Origin of the sequence: Streptomyces sp. NPDC059895 (genome assembly GCF_042731035.1) — a bacterium.
Classification (GTDB): Bacteria; Actinomycetota; Actinomycetes; order Streptomycetales; family Streptomycetaceae; genus Streptomyces.
On the sequence record NZ_JBHWKO010000012.1, the window covers coordinates 1 to 16,239 of the forward strand.

General features: G+C 72.0%; 15 protein-coding genes and 2 pseudogenes. 12 read left to right on the forward strand and 5 right to left on the reverse strand.

Annotation, left to right across the window (positions count from 1 at the left end; all coding sequences use genetic code 11):
• Window positions 1–312: 312 nt before the first annotated feature.
• From ACFV9M_RS16320 to ACFV9M_RS16335, 4 genes are all read left to right on the forward strand, one after another.
• Window positions 313–1,398: a hypothetical protein gene (locus ACFV9M_RS16320; protein ID WP_385063152.1), complete on the forward strand. Its 1,086-nt coding sequence runs from the start codon at window positions 313–315 to the stop codon at window positions 1,396–1,398.
• Window positions 1,391–3,043: a polyprenyl synthetase family protein gene (locus ACFV9M_RS16325; RefSeq protein WP_385063154.1), complete on the forward strand. Its 1,653-nt coding sequence runs from the start codon at window positions 1,391–1,393 to the stop codon at window positions 3,041–3,043. Before ACFV9M_RS16320 ends, ACFV9M_RS16325 begins: the two co-directional genes overlap by 8 nt.
• Window positions 3,040–3,789: a hypothetical protein gene (locus tag ACFV9M_RS16330; protein WP_385063156.1), complete on the forward strand. Its 750-nt coding sequence runs from the start codon at window positions 3,040–3,042 to the stop codon at window positions 3,787–3,789. Before ACFV9M_RS16325 ends, ACFV9M_RS16330 begins: the two co-directional genes overlap by 4 nt.
• A 73-nt stretch (window positions 3,790–3,862) precedes the next feature.
• Entirely contained in the window at window positions 3,863–4,333 is a 471-nt protein-coding gene (locus tag ACFV9M_RS16335) for a hypothetical protein (protein ID WP_385063158.1), read from the forward strand.
• A gap of 324 nt (window positions 4,334–4,657) precedes the next feature.
• Here ACFV9M_RS16335 and ACFV9M_RS16340 read toward each other — a convergent pair whose 3' ends face one another.
• Complete coding sequence (locus ACFV9M_RS16340; protein WP_385063159.1) at window positions 4,658–5,623, reverse strand: alpha/beta hydrolase family protein; 966 nt, start codon at window positions 5,621–5,623, stop codon at window positions 4,658–4,660.
• A gap of 170 nt (window positions 5,624–5,793) precedes the next feature.
• Between ACFV9M_RS16340 and ACFV9M_RS16345 the strand changes: the two are divergent.
• The 6 genes and pseudogenes from ACFV9M_RS16345 to ACFV9M_RS16370 form a co-directional block, all read left to right on the forward strand.
• Window positions 5,794–5,925 (forward strand): annotated as a pseudogene (locus ACFV9M_RS16345) (TetR family transcriptional regulator); the annotation flags it as partial.
• Between the two features lie 69 nt (window positions 5,926–5,994).
• Window positions 5,995–6,594, forward strand: a complete 600-nt coding sequence (locus tag ACFV9M_RS16350) for a TetR/AcrR family transcriptional regulator (RefSeq protein WP_385063408.1) — start codon at window positions 5,995–5,997, stop codon at window positions 6,592–6,594.
• 272 nt (window positions 6,595–6,866) lie between these two features.
• Window positions 6,867–7,880, forward strand: coding sequence for an NAD(P)H-dependent glycerol-3-phosphate dehydrogenase (locus tag ACFV9M_RS16355; RefSeq protein ID WP_385063161.1), 1,014 nt, complete (start codon window positions 6,867–6,869; stop codon window positions 7,878–7,880).
• Between the two features lie 285 nt (window positions 7,881–8,165).
• Window positions 8,166–8,459: a dihydrofolate reductase family protein gene (locus ACFV9M_RS16360; RefSeq protein WP_385063163.1), complete on the forward strand. Its 294-nt coding sequence runs from the start codon at window positions 8,166–8,168 to the stop codon at window positions 8,457–8,459.
• 149 nt (window positions 8,460–8,608) lie between these two features.
• Window positions 8,609–9,502, forward strand: a pseudogene (locus tag ACFV9M_RS16365) (LysR family transcriptional regulator).
• Between the two features lie 141 nt (window positions 9,503–9,643).
• On the forward strand, window positions 9,644–9,814 hold the full coding sequence (locus ACFV9M_RS16370) for a DUF5670 family protein (RefSeq protein WP_385063165.1): 171 nt from the start codon (window positions 9,644–9,646) through the stop codon (window positions 9,812–9,814).
• Window positions 9,815–10,095: 281 nt separating this feature from the next.
• Here ACFV9M_RS16370 and ACFV9M_RS16375 read toward each other — a convergent pair whose 3' ends face one another.
• Both ACFV9M_RS16375 and ACFV9M_RS16380 read right to left on the reverse strand, forming a co-directional pair.
• Window positions 10,096–10,350, reverse strand: a complete 255-nt coding sequence (locus ACFV9M_RS16375) for a hypothetical protein (RefSeq protein ID WP_385063167.1) — start codon at window positions 10,348–10,350, stop codon at window positions 10,096–10,098.
• Window positions 10,347–11,216, reverse strand: coding sequence for an oxaloacetate decarboxylase (locus ACFV9M_RS16380; protein WP_385063169.1), 870 nt, complete (start codon window positions 11,214–11,216; stop codon window positions 10,347–10,349). The genes ACFV9M_RS16375 and ACFV9M_RS16380 overlap by 4 nt, the downstream gene beginning before the upstream one ends.
• 267 nt (window positions 11,217–11,483) lie before the next feature.
• Here ACFV9M_RS16380 and ACFV9M_RS16385 point away from each other — a divergent pair, with 267 nt between their 5' ends.
• On the forward strand, window positions 11,484–12,788 hold the full coding sequence (locus ACFV9M_RS16385) for an alpha/beta hydrolase (RefSeq protein ID WP_385063410.1): 1,305 nt from the start codon (window positions 11,484–11,486) through the stop codon (window positions 12,786–12,788).
• Here the strand turns inward: ACFV9M_RS16385 and ACFV9M_RS16390 are convergent.
• Together ACFV9M_RS16390 and ACFV9M_RS16395 are read right to left on the reverse strand one after the other, a co-directional pair.
• On the reverse strand, window positions 12,785–14,281 hold the full coding sequence (locus ACFV9M_RS16390) for an MFS transporter (protein ID WP_385063171.1): 1,497 nt from the start codon (window positions 14,279–14,281) through the stop codon (window positions 12,785–12,787). The genes ACFV9M_RS16385 and ACFV9M_RS16390 overlap by 4 nt on opposite strands.
• Window positions 14,278–15,141 carry an alpha/beta hydrolase gene (locus tag ACFV9M_RS16395; RefSeq protein WP_385063173.1) on the reverse strand — a complete coding sequence of 288 codons (864 nt, stop codon included), beginning with the start codon at window positions 15,139–15,141 and terminating at the stop codon, window positions 14,278–14,280. Before ACFV9M_RS16395 ends, ACFV9M_RS16390 begins: the two co-directional genes overlap by 4 nt.
• Before the next feature lie 94 nt (window positions 15,142–15,235).
• Here ACFV9M_RS16395 and ACFV9M_RS16400 point away from each other — a divergent pair, with 94 nt between their 5' ends.
• Window positions 15,236–16,165: a LysR family transcriptional regulator gene (locus tag ACFV9M_RS16400; RefSeq protein WP_385063175.1), complete on the forward strand. Its 930-nt coding sequence runs from the start codon at window positions 15,236–15,238 to the stop codon at window positions 16,163–16,165.
• Window positions 16,166–16,239: the final 74 nt, after the last annotated feature.

Here is a 16,239-nt window from a genome sequence, read left to right on the forward strand (position 1 = left end):
GCGGACCCGAGAACCACTACAAGGGCTGCACCCGCATCACCAATCGAAACGCCGAGCATCGCGCCGACAGCGGAACCCCTAACCGAGCGGCATTGGGACTAGCCGCCGCCAAAGGCACGCAAGGGACACCCTCGCCGAGCGCTCCGGCCCTTGAGCCGTTCGTAAGCCGTCTGGGGCGGACCACCCATCCCGGACGGCTCTTTGCGCTCTCAAACCACGAGTATGAAAGTAAACGTTTCTGTGCTCCCAGGTCACCCGCCCGAACGTCACTTGCTGTGACAAGTGAGGGGACGGTGAGTTAGCTTTCGAAATGTGTCCACGCCGACCCTCTCGAGGCTCGGGCCCCCGGGCCCCTTCCCGCATGCCCCGCTCACCCATCCGCTCGACCGCAGATGGCTGCACTACGCGTTCTTGTCGCGGTGCGGCCGGCAGGCTCTGATCGCCAACCTGTCCGTTCTGGGGTCCTCCTCCGGCGCGGTCTTCGCGGATCCGGGTGCTCCGGTCACCGGGCGGCGCAGCGGTACCGGCACGGCGGCGGAGGGACAGCACATGGCGATCCTCCTCGTCCACGAGGAGGGACACGGCTGGAGCTCGACGCAGTTCAACGCCGAACAGCCCGCACGGCCCTGGTCGGCGTTCCGGTTACCGCATCCGCACGGCGAGCCGGGCGCGTTCGCGGTGGCGGCCCGATCGGGGGCACCGGCGGCCGATGTGCGGCTGACCCGGACCAGCAGGCCGTGCACCTCGCAGTGCGCCCCCTTCGGCGAGGACGAGCACCTGCGCTGGCAGTCGGAGCCCGGCGTGCTGGGCGAGGGAACCCTGCGGCACGGCGACGGCACGGTCACCGCGACGGACCTGCTGGGCTACCACGAACGGGTGCGCGGCCGGTGGTCCTGGCCCACGCTGGGGGGCTGGGTGTTCGGATTCGTCAACGACCCGTCCGGCCCCGCCGGTGCCGCCCCGCCCTCGGCGGTGGTCTTCACCCTGCTCCAGCCCGCACGTCCGGCGGACGCGGCCAACGGGTCGGTGATGCTGTGGCACGAGGGTCGGATGGTCCGTCACTTCCCGCGCCGCAATCTGCGGGTCGCGGTCAGCGGTGCCCTGGACCGCGACCGGGTGGTGATGGTGCCGCCGCTGGCGGACGTGCTGGGCACCCCGCCGATGGCCCCGGTACCCGGCCGGCTGCTGATCACCGCCCGGCTCGGCGAGGACCGTCTCGTCCTCGACTTCCGCTCGCGCACGGCCGGCCGGATCGCCAACCCCTCCGAGACGAGCCTGCACCCGTTCAGCGTGCACGAGACCCTCGGCCCGTGCACGGTGGAAGGGCGGGTCGGCGGGCGCCGTATCGGTTTCCGTACCGAGGGCATCGTGGAGTTCGCAGGTGGCGCCCGTGACTGAGACCCTGCCCGCGTTCACCGGCGCCCGACTGCTGGACGAGACCGTCGCCGCCCTGTCCGACCGGGCGCCGGCCATCCTCGCCGCCGCCGCCGACCAGTTGCGCGGCATCCAGCTCGGCCTGCACTTCAACGACGGCAGCCACGCCACGCTCACGGCACGGCACAGCCGTATCGTCGTACGCCAGGACCGCTGCCCGGATCCGGACGTCGAGGTCGCCTTCGACAACCGGGCGATGAACCTGCTGTTCGACCTCCAGCACCCACCCGTCGACCAGGTCCTGCCCGACAGCCTCGACATCCGCGGTGCCCAGGAGGAGACCCTCGCCGTGTGGCGGGCCTTCACGCTGCTGTCCCAGCGTGCGGCGGGGCTGCGCAGCATGCAGGAACTCTGGGGCGCCTACCGCGAACAGGCCCCCCAGTTGTGGGGCGACGCCGCACCCGCCGCCCGGGAACCGGCCGCCGACCCGGTCGACTGGACGGCGCTGGACTTCCTCGCCCGGCGCTCCCCCCAGGAAGCGCCCGCATCGCCCGCGCTGATCGGCGACACCACTGTCAGGGCCCCGCGTCTGCTGTGGGACGGACGGGCCGGCACGAGTTGGTCACTGCCGGACACCGTCCGGGACGCGGACCTGATGGAGACCATGCGCCGGTGCCGGGCCCGCACCAACGAGGAGATCGACCGGCTGCTGCCGGACCGCGAGCCGCGCGCCGAGCTGTACGACCTCATGCGCTCCTACCCCGCCCGGCAGGGCAAGGGCCTCAGGCCCACCCTGACCATCGCGGCCTGCGCCGCCTTCGGCGGACGCCCCGACGACGCCGTACGCGCCGCCGCCGCACTGGAACTGTTCCACAACGGCTTCCTCGTCCACGACGACATCGCCGACGAGTCCACCCACCGGCGCGGCCTGCCGACCATGCACGAGGAACACGGCCTGGGTCTGGCCGTCAACGTCGGCGACGGCCTGAACCTGCTCGCCGTCGACGCCGTCCTGTCCAACCTGGAAACGCTGGGTCTGGCCCGCACCCTGGGCCTCATCCACGAAGCGATCCACATGTGCCGCGAGTCCGTCGAGGGCCAGGCCATGGAACTGGGATGGATCCGCCACGACGTCGTCCCCGAGGCCGACGACGCCTACTTCACCATGAGCACCAAGAAGACCGGCTGGTACACCTGCATCAGCCCGTGCCGCATCGGAGCCGTCTGCGCCGGCATCACCGACCCGGCCGTACTGGGCCGCTTCGACGAGGCGTTCCGCCTGATCGGCATCGCCTTCCAGATCCAGGACGACATCCTCAACCTCGTCGGCGAGGAAGCCCTCTACGGCAAGGAGCCCCTCGGAGACCTGCTCGAAGGCAAGCGCACGGTGATGCTGATCCACCTCATGCGCACCGCGTACGCCCACGAGCGGCCCCGCCTCCTCGACATCCTGCGCCGGCGCCGCACCGACAAGACCCAGCAGCACGCCGAGGAACTCCTCTCCGCCATGCGGCGGCACGGCTCCATCGAATACGCCACCGACCTCGCCGACCGGCTCGCCGCCGAAGGCATCACGCGCTTCGAGGAAGACCTGCGTGTCATCCCCGAGAACGAAGGCAAAGCCGTCCTGCGGCAGATCGCCCACTACGTCACCTCGAGGCCCCTGTGACCACCACCGCTCCCCCGCCGCCGTCCGGCCCCGCCGACACCGGCCCGCTGACCCCGACCGACCACCGGGCCCTCGCCTTCCTCGGCCAGAGCAACAGCCGGCTGCGCCGGGGCCTGTGCACGCTGGCCCGGTACGGCGTGGCACTGCGCCGGCGCGATCCCGAACGCGCCCGCGTCCTGCTCGACACGGTCCGGCCCTGGCCCCTCCACAAGGGAGGCCAGTTCCTCTTCGACCTCATGGAGTGGGAGGACCTCATGGTCGACGGCGACCCACCGCCCCTGATGGCCACCGAGCGGATCATCTCCGCCTGCTCCCTGCCGGTGCAGTGGCTCGCCGCCACCGCGGAGGCGGCACCCACCGCGACGACACTGATCCCCGGCCAGCGCACCGCCGCCGCCCTCGACCTGCCCCTGCGCCTGCTGGCCACCACCGCCCGGGCCGCCTTCCGGGGCGCCACGCAGGACCTCACGGACCTGCTCAGCGAGCCCGCTTCCCAGGACGAGACCCACGACGCCGCGGACGCCACCGCCGCAGACGCCACCGCCGCGGACTCCGGCGCCGAGGGCACCGCTGACGATGAGGAACTGCCGCCCCTGGAAGCGGGGTTCTACCTCTACGAGGACATCGTCCTCGGCGCCCTGGTGGTCCTCGGTCCGCTCCTGGCCGACCACGCGCCGACCGCCACGGCGCCTCCCGGCCCGCTCAAGGCCTCCGTCGACGACCCCGACGGCCCCGACGGCCCATGAGCGAGCACCCCCCTCAAGCCCGCCACCGGCGGATCCGCCCACGCGGACACCCCCCACCCCCAGAAGGGACATCATGGCCACGCAGACCGAGGCATCCGTTGAGCCGGGAGCCGAGAACAAGCTGTACATCCTCCAGCAGGGCATCGTCGAGGACGCGCCCGGAGGAGTGCCGGCCCACCTCAGCTTCGGCATCCTCAGCACCGTCCCGGACCCGGTGAACCCCGGCAACATCACCTTCACCCTCAAGGCACCCACCGGCTTCGTCTTCACCAGCTGGCTCTCCTGGGCCTACCACGACGTCAACACGCTCCAGGCGAAGGGCAACCTCCAGACCACCCAGGGCACCCTCGGCAACGGGGGCCGCACGCTCACCTTCACCCACAACCCGTCCCTGTCCACCAACCAGGAGTGCATCGGTTACGCGGCCCAGGTCACCGCCGTCGACGGCGCGGCACCGGGCCGCTACACCGATGGCGAGCTCCGAGTGGGGGCCGCCGGCCCCATCAAGCTCAAGGGCCGCGTCCTCGACCCGAACGAGGACTGATCCTCCACCGGCGCGGCCGGTCCACCGGTGGCTCCGGCACCTGACCCGGAGCCACCTCCCGGTGCAGCGTACGTGGCCCGGGGAAGGCGGACCTCCACGACAGCCGGTCTCCACATGTCACTCACGGCCGCCGATCAACGGGCGGCTTGCGGGCTGAGCCCGGAAGGGGCGGCTGGTGGCCGGCTGTCGATCGGCATGACTGCTTGCCGGTCGGCGTCACCCCCCGGTCCCCCGTGCTCCATCGCCGGCATGGGGGCTCCTGGACGACGGGCGCCTGTTCCTGCCGTGCCTGGACGGCCGGTTGGAAAGGGTTATCCGGACCGCTTACTTGGATTCGACCCGTCCGACCGGGTCGGGGCCGGTCGCCAGCGCCTCGCGTGCGGTCTGCCAGGTGTTGTCGCCGGGGTGGAGCTCGGAGCGGAGGTAGGCCGCGGTGAGCCGCCCGACGGCGGCGACTCGCCCGGGGCTCTCGTCCGTGGTCTCGGCGGCGTCGTATCCGGGGATCCCGCCGAGTGCGTGCCCCGCGCCGAACAGGGTGAGCAGGGACTTGGGGCCGGGGCTGAGGGTGTAGGGGTCGGCGTGCCAGTCCGGTCCCCTGTCCGTGAAGTGCCGGGAGTCGTCCTCGTCGCCGGCGACGACCAGCGCGGGCCTGGTCATCGTGGAGAAGTCGATGGTCCGGAAGACGGGCAGCGCGTCTGCCAGGGGCCCGTTGAGGACGTCGCCCCTGCCGGGCGCGGCCAGCAGCACACCCGCCCTTATCCGGGACTCGGCAAGGCTCACTTCCTCCCCGTTGTCGGGGTCGGTGACCCGGGCGCCGAGCAGGAGGCTGGAGGTGAAGCCGCCGAAGGAGTGTCCGGCAACGGCGACCTCGGTGTGGTCGATCCGCCCGGCGAGCGACGGCACGACCTTTTCGATCACGTCGAGCCGGTCGAGGATGTGTGTCATGTCCTCGGCACGCGAGCGCCAGAAGAAGGGTGCTCCGGGGGCGTCGGCGACCAGGTGGCTCAGAGTCCGGGAGGTGAGGTGGGTGGGCTGGACGACGACGAACCCCTGTGCCGCCCAGGAGTTGACGAGCGGCGCGTAGCCGTTCAGGGAGGAGAGGTTGTTCGAGGGGCCCTGACCGTGAGAGAGCAGGATGACGGGAAGTCCGGTTCCGGTCGCGGGTGCTGAGACCCGTACATGCATGTCCACGGGACGTCCGGGTACGGACAGCACCACCGGACCGAAGGACAGGACCGGAACGGGCGCGCCCAGGGTGTCGGCGGTGGCGGTGTCAGTGGAGGCGTTCACGATGCGTTGGTTCCCCTTCTGTGGCCCCCGCCGGCCGCGGGTCTCGTGGGACCGGCGACGGACGGGGCGGTAGAGAGCGTCCCGCTTCGCCCAAGCCAAAACGGAACACTGCTCCACTTACTATCCGGAACGATGCTCCGCTTTGTCAAGCGGTGCCGAAGGAGGACGTGATGCCTACGGACGGACCGGCCGGGGAGCCATCGGCCCGCAGCAAGCGGGCCGACGCCCGGCGCAACCGGCAGACGGTGCTCACCGCCGCCGCCGAGGTGTTCGTCACCTCCGGTGTCGACGCACCGATCCGGATCCCGTCACCGCGGAAGCGACCGATCGGTCGGACGCTCAACAGGAGGGGGTGGCTATCATCAACCCCCATGAGCCCAAGGAACTCGGTCCTGGAGACGCGCCGCACCCGGCAGCGCATTCTGGACCGCAGCCTGGCTGTCGCCTCGGTGGAAGGGCTCCAGGGCTTGACGATCGGCCGACTCGCAACCGAGCTGGGTATGAGCAAGGCCGGCGTCCTCGGCCACTTCGGCACCAAGGAGAGCCTCCAACTCGCCGTCGTCGACACCGCGTCGGAGTTGTTCGCCCGAGAAGTGCCGCAGCGGGTGCGGGAGGTGCCGCCGGGACTGCCGCATCTGCGCGCGGTGTGCGAGGCGTGGGTGTCGTATCTGGAGCGGGACGTGCTGCCCGGCGGCTGCTTCTTCACCGCGGCGGCGGCGGAGTTCGACGGGCGGAACGGACCCGTGCGCGACGCGGTCGCGGGCATGAACGCACTGTGGCAGCGCGATCTGCGTCTCCACGTCCGACGCGCGATCGAGGCCGGGGACCTGCCGGCGGACACGGACCCCGGCCAACTGATCTACGAACTCGTCGGAATCATGCTGTCCCTCAACCATTTCCTACAGCTTCAGCACGACCCGCTCGCCCCGTCCCGCGCCCGCCGCGCCCTGCACCGGCTGCTGGGCACCTGACACACCTGACCAGGCCGGTCAGCCCTGCCGACGCGGTCGTGGACTCGGCGGGATCAGCGCTCGGGCTTGCAGGGCCGCTGCATCAGCGCCGCCACGGCCTCGTCGAGGGTGACCTTCTCGTGGAGACAGCCGGGGCGATGGGCTGACACAGCTTGGGCGAGTTGTTGCGAGCATGTTGTGCGAGACGTACCAGGTGCTGCCCACTCTGCCGGGCTCGGTGCGGCCGATACGATGACCGGGCCCGGCCGCTGTCCCGACGTGAGGATTCCGCAGTGACTCAGCGTCGTTGTGTCCGTGCGGCAGTGTTCTCGGCCGGGTCCTGGGGCACTGCTGTCGCCAAGATCATGGCCGACGCCGGCACCGATGTCATCGTGCATGCCCGCCGCAGCGAGATCGCCGACGCGATCAACACGCAGCACCGCAACCCCGGCTACTTCCCGGATGTTGAGCTGCCCGCCGCCCTGACGGCGACGACCGACCCGGCCGCCGCACTCGCCGGCGCGGACTTCCTGGTGCTGTCCATCCCCGCACAGACCCTGCGGACCAACCTCGCCGCGTGGGCGCCGCGGATCGGGCCCGACACGGTGATCGTGTCCCTGATGAAGGGCATCGAGCAGAGCAGTCGTCTGCGGGCCAGTCAGATCATCACCGAGGTGACCGGCGTGAGCGCGGACCGGGTCGCGGTGCTGTCGGGCCCGAACCTGGCGCGCGAGATCATGGACGGCCAGCCCGCTGCGGCCACCGTCGCCTGCCCCGACGAGGACGCCGCCCGCCGCTTCCAGCAGGCGTGCCACACCTCCTGCTTCCGCCCCTACACCAGCACCGACGTGACCGGCTGCGAGCTGGGCGGCGCGGTGAAGAACGTCATCGCCCTCGCGGTCGGCATCGCCTCCGGCATGGGCTTGGGAGACAACGCCTCGGCCATGCTCATCACCCGCGGCCTGGCGGAGACCACACGGCTGGCGGTGGCCATGGGCGCCCACCCGGCCACCCTCGCAGGGCTTGCCGGCCTGGGCGACCTGGTGGCCACCTGCTCCTCTCCGCTGTCGCGAAATCGCACTTTCGGCACCCACCTCGGCCGGGGGCTGACCGTCGAGGAGGCAACGGCCGCCACCCGGCAGACCACCGAGGGCGTCAAGTCCGCCGAAGCGATCCTCGCCCTGGCCCACGCCCATGACGTCGAGATGCCGATCACCGACGTGATCTCCGCCCTGCTGCACGACAAGGTCACCCTCGACCAGGCCACGGCCGCGCTGATGCGACGGCCCCCCAAGCCTGAGCGCTGACCCCTGGCGCACCAGGGGCCACGTTCTTCACGGCTCTGGTTGCCCCAGCCGCACACCTCAGCAGGACAAGGGGATCAGCAGCAGTCGCAGCCGGGGCGGCAGCCGCAAGCGTCAGAAGCTGTTTCAGATCCGGTGATCTGTGACGTCCCGTCATGGATGGGCAGTCAGGGTCTTCGCGTGAACGCGTTCTGTCCGGGGTGGTCGGGAGCAGAGCCGGGGCACGTCCGCTGAGTTTTGCCTTCGGTGCCAGTCTGTCTGATGCAGCGACGACTGGAAGGAGACGAGATGAGTGGCGGCTCGACACCTCATGGCGGACAGCAGCAGGTGTCCGCGTTCCTGTTCTGTTCCCTCGACGGCTATCACGAGGGACCCGGCGGGGAACTGGACTGGGGCCTGTACGACGAGGAGTTCTTCGACTGGAACCTGCGCCAGACCCGCGAAGTGGGTGCCCTGCTACTGGGCCGGCGCACCTTCGAGCACTTCGCCGAGGTCTGGACCTCGGCCGGTGCCGCGCAGCGGTTGCCGGAGGTCGCGGCCTTCATGAACGCCGTGCCCAAGACGGTGGGGCCGGGGCGGTGACCGTGTTCCGATCGGGCAACATCCTCTTGCGGTATCGGCCGCCCGGCCGTGCCGGGAACCTCCAGCTCGGTGAGGCCAAGGGCTGACAGGGGCCGACGGCAGTCGCGGGCTGAGCGGCGGAGGGCGGCGGCGATGTCGGTACAGCCGTCCTGGCGCTCGGGTCGCTGTCGGCGGCGGCGGCCGAGCTCAATCACACGCAGTCGGCCGTGTCCCGGCAGATCGCCGGGCTGGAACGGCAGGTCGGCGTGCCCCTGATGGAGCGCCATGCGCGCGGGGTGCGCCCGACACCCGCCGACGAGGTGTTCCGGCGCCACGCCCTGGCCACGCTCGCCGAGGCCGACCGCGCCGTGCGCGCGCACGAGACGTTCGTGACGGAGGGTTCGACCGGCTGCTGGCCGTCGGTGCGACCCCCTCTCTGGCCGCGGGCGTCGTCCCCGAGGCCATCCGGGGGCTGCTGGAGCGAACCCGATCCCTCCGGTGGAGCCTGCTGCCCGGGCTGAGCGCGTCACTGCACCACCGTGTGATCACCGGCGATCTCGACCTCGCCGTCGTCACCGATGCGCCACCGGGGCTCCCCGACGACCCGCGGGTCGACCGGCGGTTCCTGGGACTGGACGACATGGTCGTCGTCGTGCCCGTCGGCCATCCACAGGCCGGGCGCGGCCCGGTGCACATACGGACACTGGCCGGCCAGACCTGGGTGGACAACGACGGCTCGGCGGCGCTGCTTCGCCACCATGCCGCCCGTTCGGGGGTCAGCCCCCGCATCGACCTCACCGCGGCCGACCTGCTCGGCAAACTGGCCCTGGTCGCGGCCGGCTGCGCCATCGCCCTGATCCCCGGTGCGCTGACGTGCGCGCTGCGGGCCGACGTCACCACCGTGTCCCTCGTCGATCCCCCGACGCATCTACACGATCACACCGTGCCGCGACCCCCACCAACCTTCGGCAGCGCCCCGGCCCGTCCCGCCCCGGCCGCTCACCGGCCGGCCGAGACGCACGGTGGACGATGAGGGGGATGTCGGTCAGGGACTCATCGCGTGAAGGGTTTCCACTATCGGCCCGGGCGATACGAATGCGCCGACCGCGCGCACGAGTTCCCCGACCCGTTCGGAAAAAACACCCGCGTCTTCCGCGTGTGCGGGTAGCAGCGCGGGGCAGACGGCGGGACGGAGGTTGATAACTATGGTTCCCCTGCTACTGGTTCTGCTGCTCATCCTGCTTCTTTTCGGTGCCGGATTCGCCCTCAAGGCACTGTGGTGGATCGCCGTGATCGTCCTGGTGCTGTGGCTCGTCGGATTCTTCGCCCGCTCCACAGGCGCAGGCGGAAAGCGGGGCCGTTGGTATCGCTGGTAGAGCGTCCGCAGGGCGTTCAGGAATGGGTGGGGTGCACCGGCCATCGGTGCACCCCACCCATTTGTGCGGATCGACGCCGACCCACTGTCCATACAACTGACTTCGACCGGGTCTGTTCAAAGGTGAGCGCGCTCCGCGACATCCCCATGGGGGGTTTGTGCGTGGTAATTCGGTCCGGAATGAAAGCCGGCCCTGCGGGAAAGCGTCCGCCGGCAGACCGGGTACGTCAGCGTCGCGCCGATGGCTTCGGCGGCTCCGTCCGCGTCCCGCCGGTGACGGCGTCAGTCGCCGTCTTCCGTATCCGGAGTCCCTCCTTGCACCAGGGCCTCGACCACGTCCACGGCGCTGCCGTCGTGGTCGCTGCCGGCGGTTCCGCTGCCGCTCTGGAGGTTCGCGGTCCGGTCGACTTCCACCACGGAGTCGGCGTGGGAGTTGTCGAGCACGGTGATCAGGCTCTCGGCCGCGCCGGCGGGCTGGGCGCAGCCCAGGAGGGTGAGGGCGAGACAGGCGGCCGCACTCGTCCGTTTGACGTTCACACGCCGGCGCCTTCCCGTGCGGTGGGAACCGGGTGATGACGGGTGAGGTTCCTGGTCAGCAGCTCGGTCGACTCCTTCACACCGATCGCGTTCGCTTCCACGGCCGGCAGACGGCCGTCGGCGAGGTGGAGTTCGGCCAGGGCCGTGTCCACCGCCCGGTGCGCGGCGAAGAGGCATGGCGTGCTGTAGATGGCGACGTCGACACCGAGGTCGGCCAGTTCACTGAGCGAGAGGCGCGGGGACTTGCCGCCGGCGATCTGGTTGAACAGGAGCGGTTTGCCCCCGACGACCTCGCGCACGCGCTCGATCCACTCCACGCTGCGGACTCCGTCGACCAGGACGACGTCGGCGTCCGTGGCGGCCAGGGCCTGGGCCCGGCGCAGGATGTCGTGCTCCTCGGTCGCGTCCGTACGGGCGACGACGAGGAGGTCCTTGCGGGTGGACAGAACCAGTTTGAGCTTCTCCAGGTACTCCTCCAGCGGCAGTACCAGTTTGCCGTCGGCGTGGCCGCACCGGCGGGGACGCTTCTGGTCCTCCAGGATCACCCCGGACGCTCCGGCGCGCTCCAGGCTCTGCACCATGTGGCAGGCCACTTCGGGATCGACGTAACCGTCGTCGATGTCCACGAGCAGATGGTGGTGGGGGAACGCGCCGCGCAGCCGCTGGACGAAAGCCAGCATGTCGGGCCAGGCGATGAACCCGATGTCCGGCAGTCCGTAGTAGGAGGCGGCGAAGCCGAAGCCGGAGACGAACATCCCGTCGTAGTGCTCGGCGGCGATCGACGCCGAGTACATGTCGTAGACGCCGATCAGTGGCGTGGTGCCCGGCGCGTTGATCTGCGCCCGCAGTCTGCTTCCGTACGTCATCGTTGAGGTCCTTTGCACGCTGGACGGCACACAGGCCGGTGTGAGACTGCCGCGACACGGCAGCCTTTGCTCAACGCAGATGATTTCGGGCCCAGCCTTTGGGATGCGCCCCGGGAAAGCTTTACTCACTCCGACGGCGCAGCCACTTCACCACAGAAACGTCACTTGCCCGTGGACGCAGGTTGACCCGCCCGCGGACCGCACCGTCGGGACGGACGCTTTTTGCGCGTCGACCCCCGCCAGCAGTGCGCCACCGTCCAGGTGCCGATGGACCACGCCGACCCGGACGGTCCCCTCATCGACATCGCCGTCTCCCGCATCCGAAGTGAGAACCCCGCGGCCCGCAGGGGCGCCCTGCTGCTCATTCCCGGCGGGCCGGGCGGCTCCAGCCTCGACGCCCCGTCGGGGAAGGGGCGGAAGCTGCCGCAGGAGGTGCGGGACGCCTACGACCTGATCGGTTTCGCCCCGCGCGGCCTGGCGCCGTCCACCTCCGTCAGCTGCGGGCTGGACCACGCCGACCTCGCCCCCTCCGTCACCCGCCCCTGGCCCGCCCCGGACGGGTCGGTGGGCCGCAACCTCGTCACCGCCCGGCGCATGGCGGACGCCTGCGCACGCGACGGCGGGGAGCTGATACGGCACCTCAGCACGGTCGACGAGGCCCGTGACATCGACCGGTTCCGCGCCGCGCTCGGTGAGCGCAGGATCTCCGCCTGGGGCGTGTCGTACGGGACGTACGTCGGCGCGGTCTACGGCGAGCTGTTCCCCGACCGCACCGACCGCGTGGTACTCGACAGCAACGACGATCCCGACCCGACCAGGGTCGCCCGCGCCTGGCTCGCCGGGTACGAGCGGGGCGTAAGGGACGTCTTCCCCGACTTCGCGGCCTGGGCGTCGCAGCCCGGCCCGTACCGGGTGGCGCAGACGGCCGCCGAGGTCCGGCCGCTGTTCCTGCGGCTCGCCGCCCGTCTCGACCGCGAGCCGGTCCCCTGGCCGGTCGCCAACCCCGAGGAGCTGAACGGCGATGTGCTGCGGCAGACGATGCTGGACAGCCTGTACTCGCCGAGCAGGTACCCGGTCCTGGCTCAGCTGATGAACGCCGCGCGCAACGGCACCGTGCCGCCCGCGCCGGCCGCCCCGCCCGAGGAGGTGCTGCAGAACGTCACCGCGGTCGCCGCCGCGACGCTCTGCAACGACGTCGCCTGGCCCCGCACGGCCGCCGAGTACCAGAAGGACGTCACCGAGAGCCGGGTGAAGTACCCGCTCACCGCGGGCATGCCGCGCAACGCGATGCCGTGCGCCGCCTGGCCGTACCCGCCCCGGCGGGCGCCGGTGCGCATCACCGGCCGGGGGCCGTCGAACATCCTGCTCGTGCAGAACGAACGGGACGTCGCCACTCCGCTCAGCGGCGCGCTCGAGCTGCGCGAGGCACTCGGCCGGCGCGCGGTCATGGTCACCGTGAACTCCACCGGCCACGGTGCCTACCTCGCCCACGGCAACGCCTGTGGCGATGCCACGGTCTCCCGCTTCCTGGCGACGGGGCAGCGGCCCGGCACCGACACGTACTGCCGCTAGAGGCCCTGTCGTCCGGCGACGCCGCACGGGGCGGGGCCGAGCGCCGGCCCGGTGCGGGGCACCGACCCGGTCACGGCAGCGGGCTCGTTCCCTGACGGCCCCCCCCTGCGTCTGCTCACGGATCCGGGCCCGGGTCCGGGTCCGGGTCCGGGGCGGTCGCGGAGGCGGAGGCTGGTCAGCGCGGTGATGGTGAAGACGGTCGCGTGGTAGGCCATGGCGTGCCCGAAGGCGGTGTCCGCGTCGTCGGCGGGCGCGTAGTAGGCGAGTCCGGCCGCGGCCACCCCGATGGATCCGCCGAGCTGCTGTGCGGTGGGCAGCAGCCCGGAGACCGAGCCGGCGGCGGGGCCGTGCACCTCGGCCAGCACCAGGGTGAACACCGAGGCGGTGAACGCGCCGAACGCGGCTCCGCCCACGGCCAGCACGGGCAGTGCGGCCCGGCGTCCGGCCGTCGAGCCGACGAGCGGGACCAGTGCCAGGGACATCCCGGCCAGTACCGACGACGCGGCGGTGAGGACGGTCGGTCCATGACGGCGGGTGAGGGCGGGCGCGGCTCGGCTGCCCAGGACGGCGGCGGCGGCGAACGGCGCCGAGGTCAGTGCGGCGGCCGCCGCCGAGTACCCGACGGCGGTCTGAAGGTGGAGGAAGAGCAGGTAGGTGAAGGAGGGGACTCCCGTGTTGAACACGAACACCAGCAGGGTGCCGCGTCGCGCCGGCCGGTCACGGAACACCTGGGGATGGATCAGGGGGTCCGGCCGGTGGGGGAGGCTCCGGACGAAGTGTCCGAGGGCGGCCGCGGCCACGGCGAAGCCGGTCCACGTCCACCAGGGCCAGCCGGCCTCCCGCCCCAGCGCCAGGGGCAGGACCAGCGCGCCGGATCCCACGGTGACCAGCACCGCGCCCAGCTTGTCGACGCGCTGTCCGTCCGCGCCGCGTGTGCGGGGCAGCGCGGCCGCTCCGGCCAGCGAGGCGAGGGCCACCGGCACGGTGAGGAGGAGGACCGGCCGCCAGCCGAGGCCGAAGAGGTCGGCGTCGAGGACGAGTCCGCCGGTCAGCGGCCCGGCCAGCGACGCGACGGCCATGGTGGCGCCGTACAGGCCGAGGGCGCGCGGCCGGCGTGCCGCGGGGGTGGTGGCCTGGATCAGCGACAGGACCTGTGGGGCGACCAGGCCGCTGCCCGCGCCCTGCACCAGTCGGGCCGCGATCAGTGACGCGGTGTCGGGGGCACACGCGCCGGCCACCGAGCCCACGGTGAAGACCACCGTGCCCGCCAGGAACAGCCGGCGGTAGCCGTATCGGTCGCCCAGCCGCGCGGCGGGGATGAGCAGGCACGCGTACGTGAGGGTGTACCCGGCCAGGACCAGCTGCACGGTGCCCGCGCCGGCCCCCAGGCCGTCCCGGATCGCCGGCGCGGCGACCTGCGCGACGGTGACGTTGAGCAGTTGCGCGAAGGTGGCGCTGAGCACCACCGGCAGCACGAGGCGTTGGCCGCTCACGGCAGCAGAGCCGCGGCGAGCTCGCGGGGCCGGGCGGCGAACGGGCTGTGGCTGCCCGGGAGGGTGCGCACGGTGAACGGGTTGCCGGGCACGGCCCGGTCGGCTTCCGCGATCATCAGGTCCTGCACGGCCGGCGGCAGCGCCCGGTCGTCCGCGCAGCGCAGGAAGGTCCGCGGTATCCGCCCCCACCGCGGGGCGGTCACGGAGACCGGGGTCGTCGGGATCGCCAGCGGCAGATCGGTGCCGAGCGCCGAGCGCCAGCGGTCGAAGCGGTCCGGCGGGGTGTCGTGGTAGTGGGTCTGCCGCAGTTCCTCGACGTAGGCGGGATCCGGTGAGAGCGGGTTGATCCGTACGGCGCCCAGTTCCCCGGGGTCGCCGAGGGGGAGGCTCTGCCCCCGTGCCGCGGCGTTCTCGGGCGAGCCGAGGTAGTCGAAGAACCGCGGCCGTCCGGCGGGGACGAAGGCCGACAGGTAGACGAGGGCGTCGACGAGCTGGGGCGCGCGCTCGGCGGCCAGTGACGCGGGGCCGCCTCCCGCGCTGTGCGCGACGAGCACGACACGGTGGTGGTGGCGGACCTGGCGCAGCGTGTCCAGCACGCTCTCGGCGCTGTCGTCCATCGTCACGCCGGCGAGCGGGGACTTCTCGGTCAGCAGGCCCGGCTGGCCGGGCAGGAGGTATCCGCTGGGCAGCGGTGCGTCGAAGCCGTGCCCCGGCAGGTCGACGGCCACGCTCGCGGCACCGAGTCCGGCGAGTGCGCGTTGCGTCGCCGCCCACTGCCCGGAGCCGTGCCAGGCGCCGTGCACGAGGACGAAGACGGTGCGGGTGGCGGAAAGGTCTGTCAGGTCTGTCTGGTCTGTCATGCCTGCATTCCACGTGACCGCGGCCCCCGCCATCCAGTGGAAGATCTGGCAAGCTGGCCCACGATACTCACGGGATATGGCCGGGGAGGCCGGTATGGAGGCGCGGCACCTGCGTTACGCACTGGCCCTCGCCGAGCACGAGCACTTCGGCCGGGCGGCCGGCGCCCTGGGCATCGCGCAGCCTCCGCTGTCCAAGCAGATCGCCGACCTCGAACGCGAGGTGGGGGCCCGGCTGTTCGACCGCACCCGCCAGGGGGTGTTCCCGACGGCGGCGGGCGCGGCCTTCCTCGCGCGGGCGCGCAGGGCGCTCGACGAGATCACGGCGGCCTCGGTCGACGCGGCCCGGGCCGCGCGCGGTGAGACGGGCCGGCTGCGCCTGGGCTTCATCGCCTCGGCGCTGCTCGAACCCCTGCCGGACGTCCTCGGCCGGTTCGGCCGCGAACGGCCCGACGTACGGCTGGAACTGCACGAGATGGCCACCAGCCGGAGCACCGCCGCCCTGGTCACCGGTGAACTGGACGTGGCGATCACCCTCGGCCGGCCACGGGGCGCCGGGGCCGAGAACCTGGTGTCGGTCCCGATCGGACACGACCACCTGGTCGCGGTGGTGAGCACCAGGCACCCCTATGCGGGCCGGCCGTCGGTGAGCGTGGACCAACTGCGGCAGCAGCCGCTGATCGTGGCGCCCGGCGAGGAGGAGCCCACGGTCCTCGCCGGGCTGCGCACCCTGCTGGGCAAGGACTCCCCCGCCCTGTCGGGCGCGACCGTCGCGAGGGACATCCACACGATCATCGGCCTCGCCGCCTGTGGTGTGGGCGTCGGTCTGGGGCCCTCCCGCATGCTGTCGGCCCCGCGTCCGGGCACGTGGTTCTGCGAGGTGACCCCGCGCACGCCCCTGCCCGACCTGGTCCTCTCCTTCACCGCCCGGGACCGTTCCCCGGTACTGGACGCCTTCCTCGACACCATCCGCACGAACTGCCCCGACGTCGGTGCCGCGCTCGACCACCGGCTCCTCGACCGCTGACCGCGTCGGTCCGGGCCGGCGGACGCGTCACGGCCCGGGGCCGGCCCGGCACGCGGTGGGGGGCGACGGTCCGG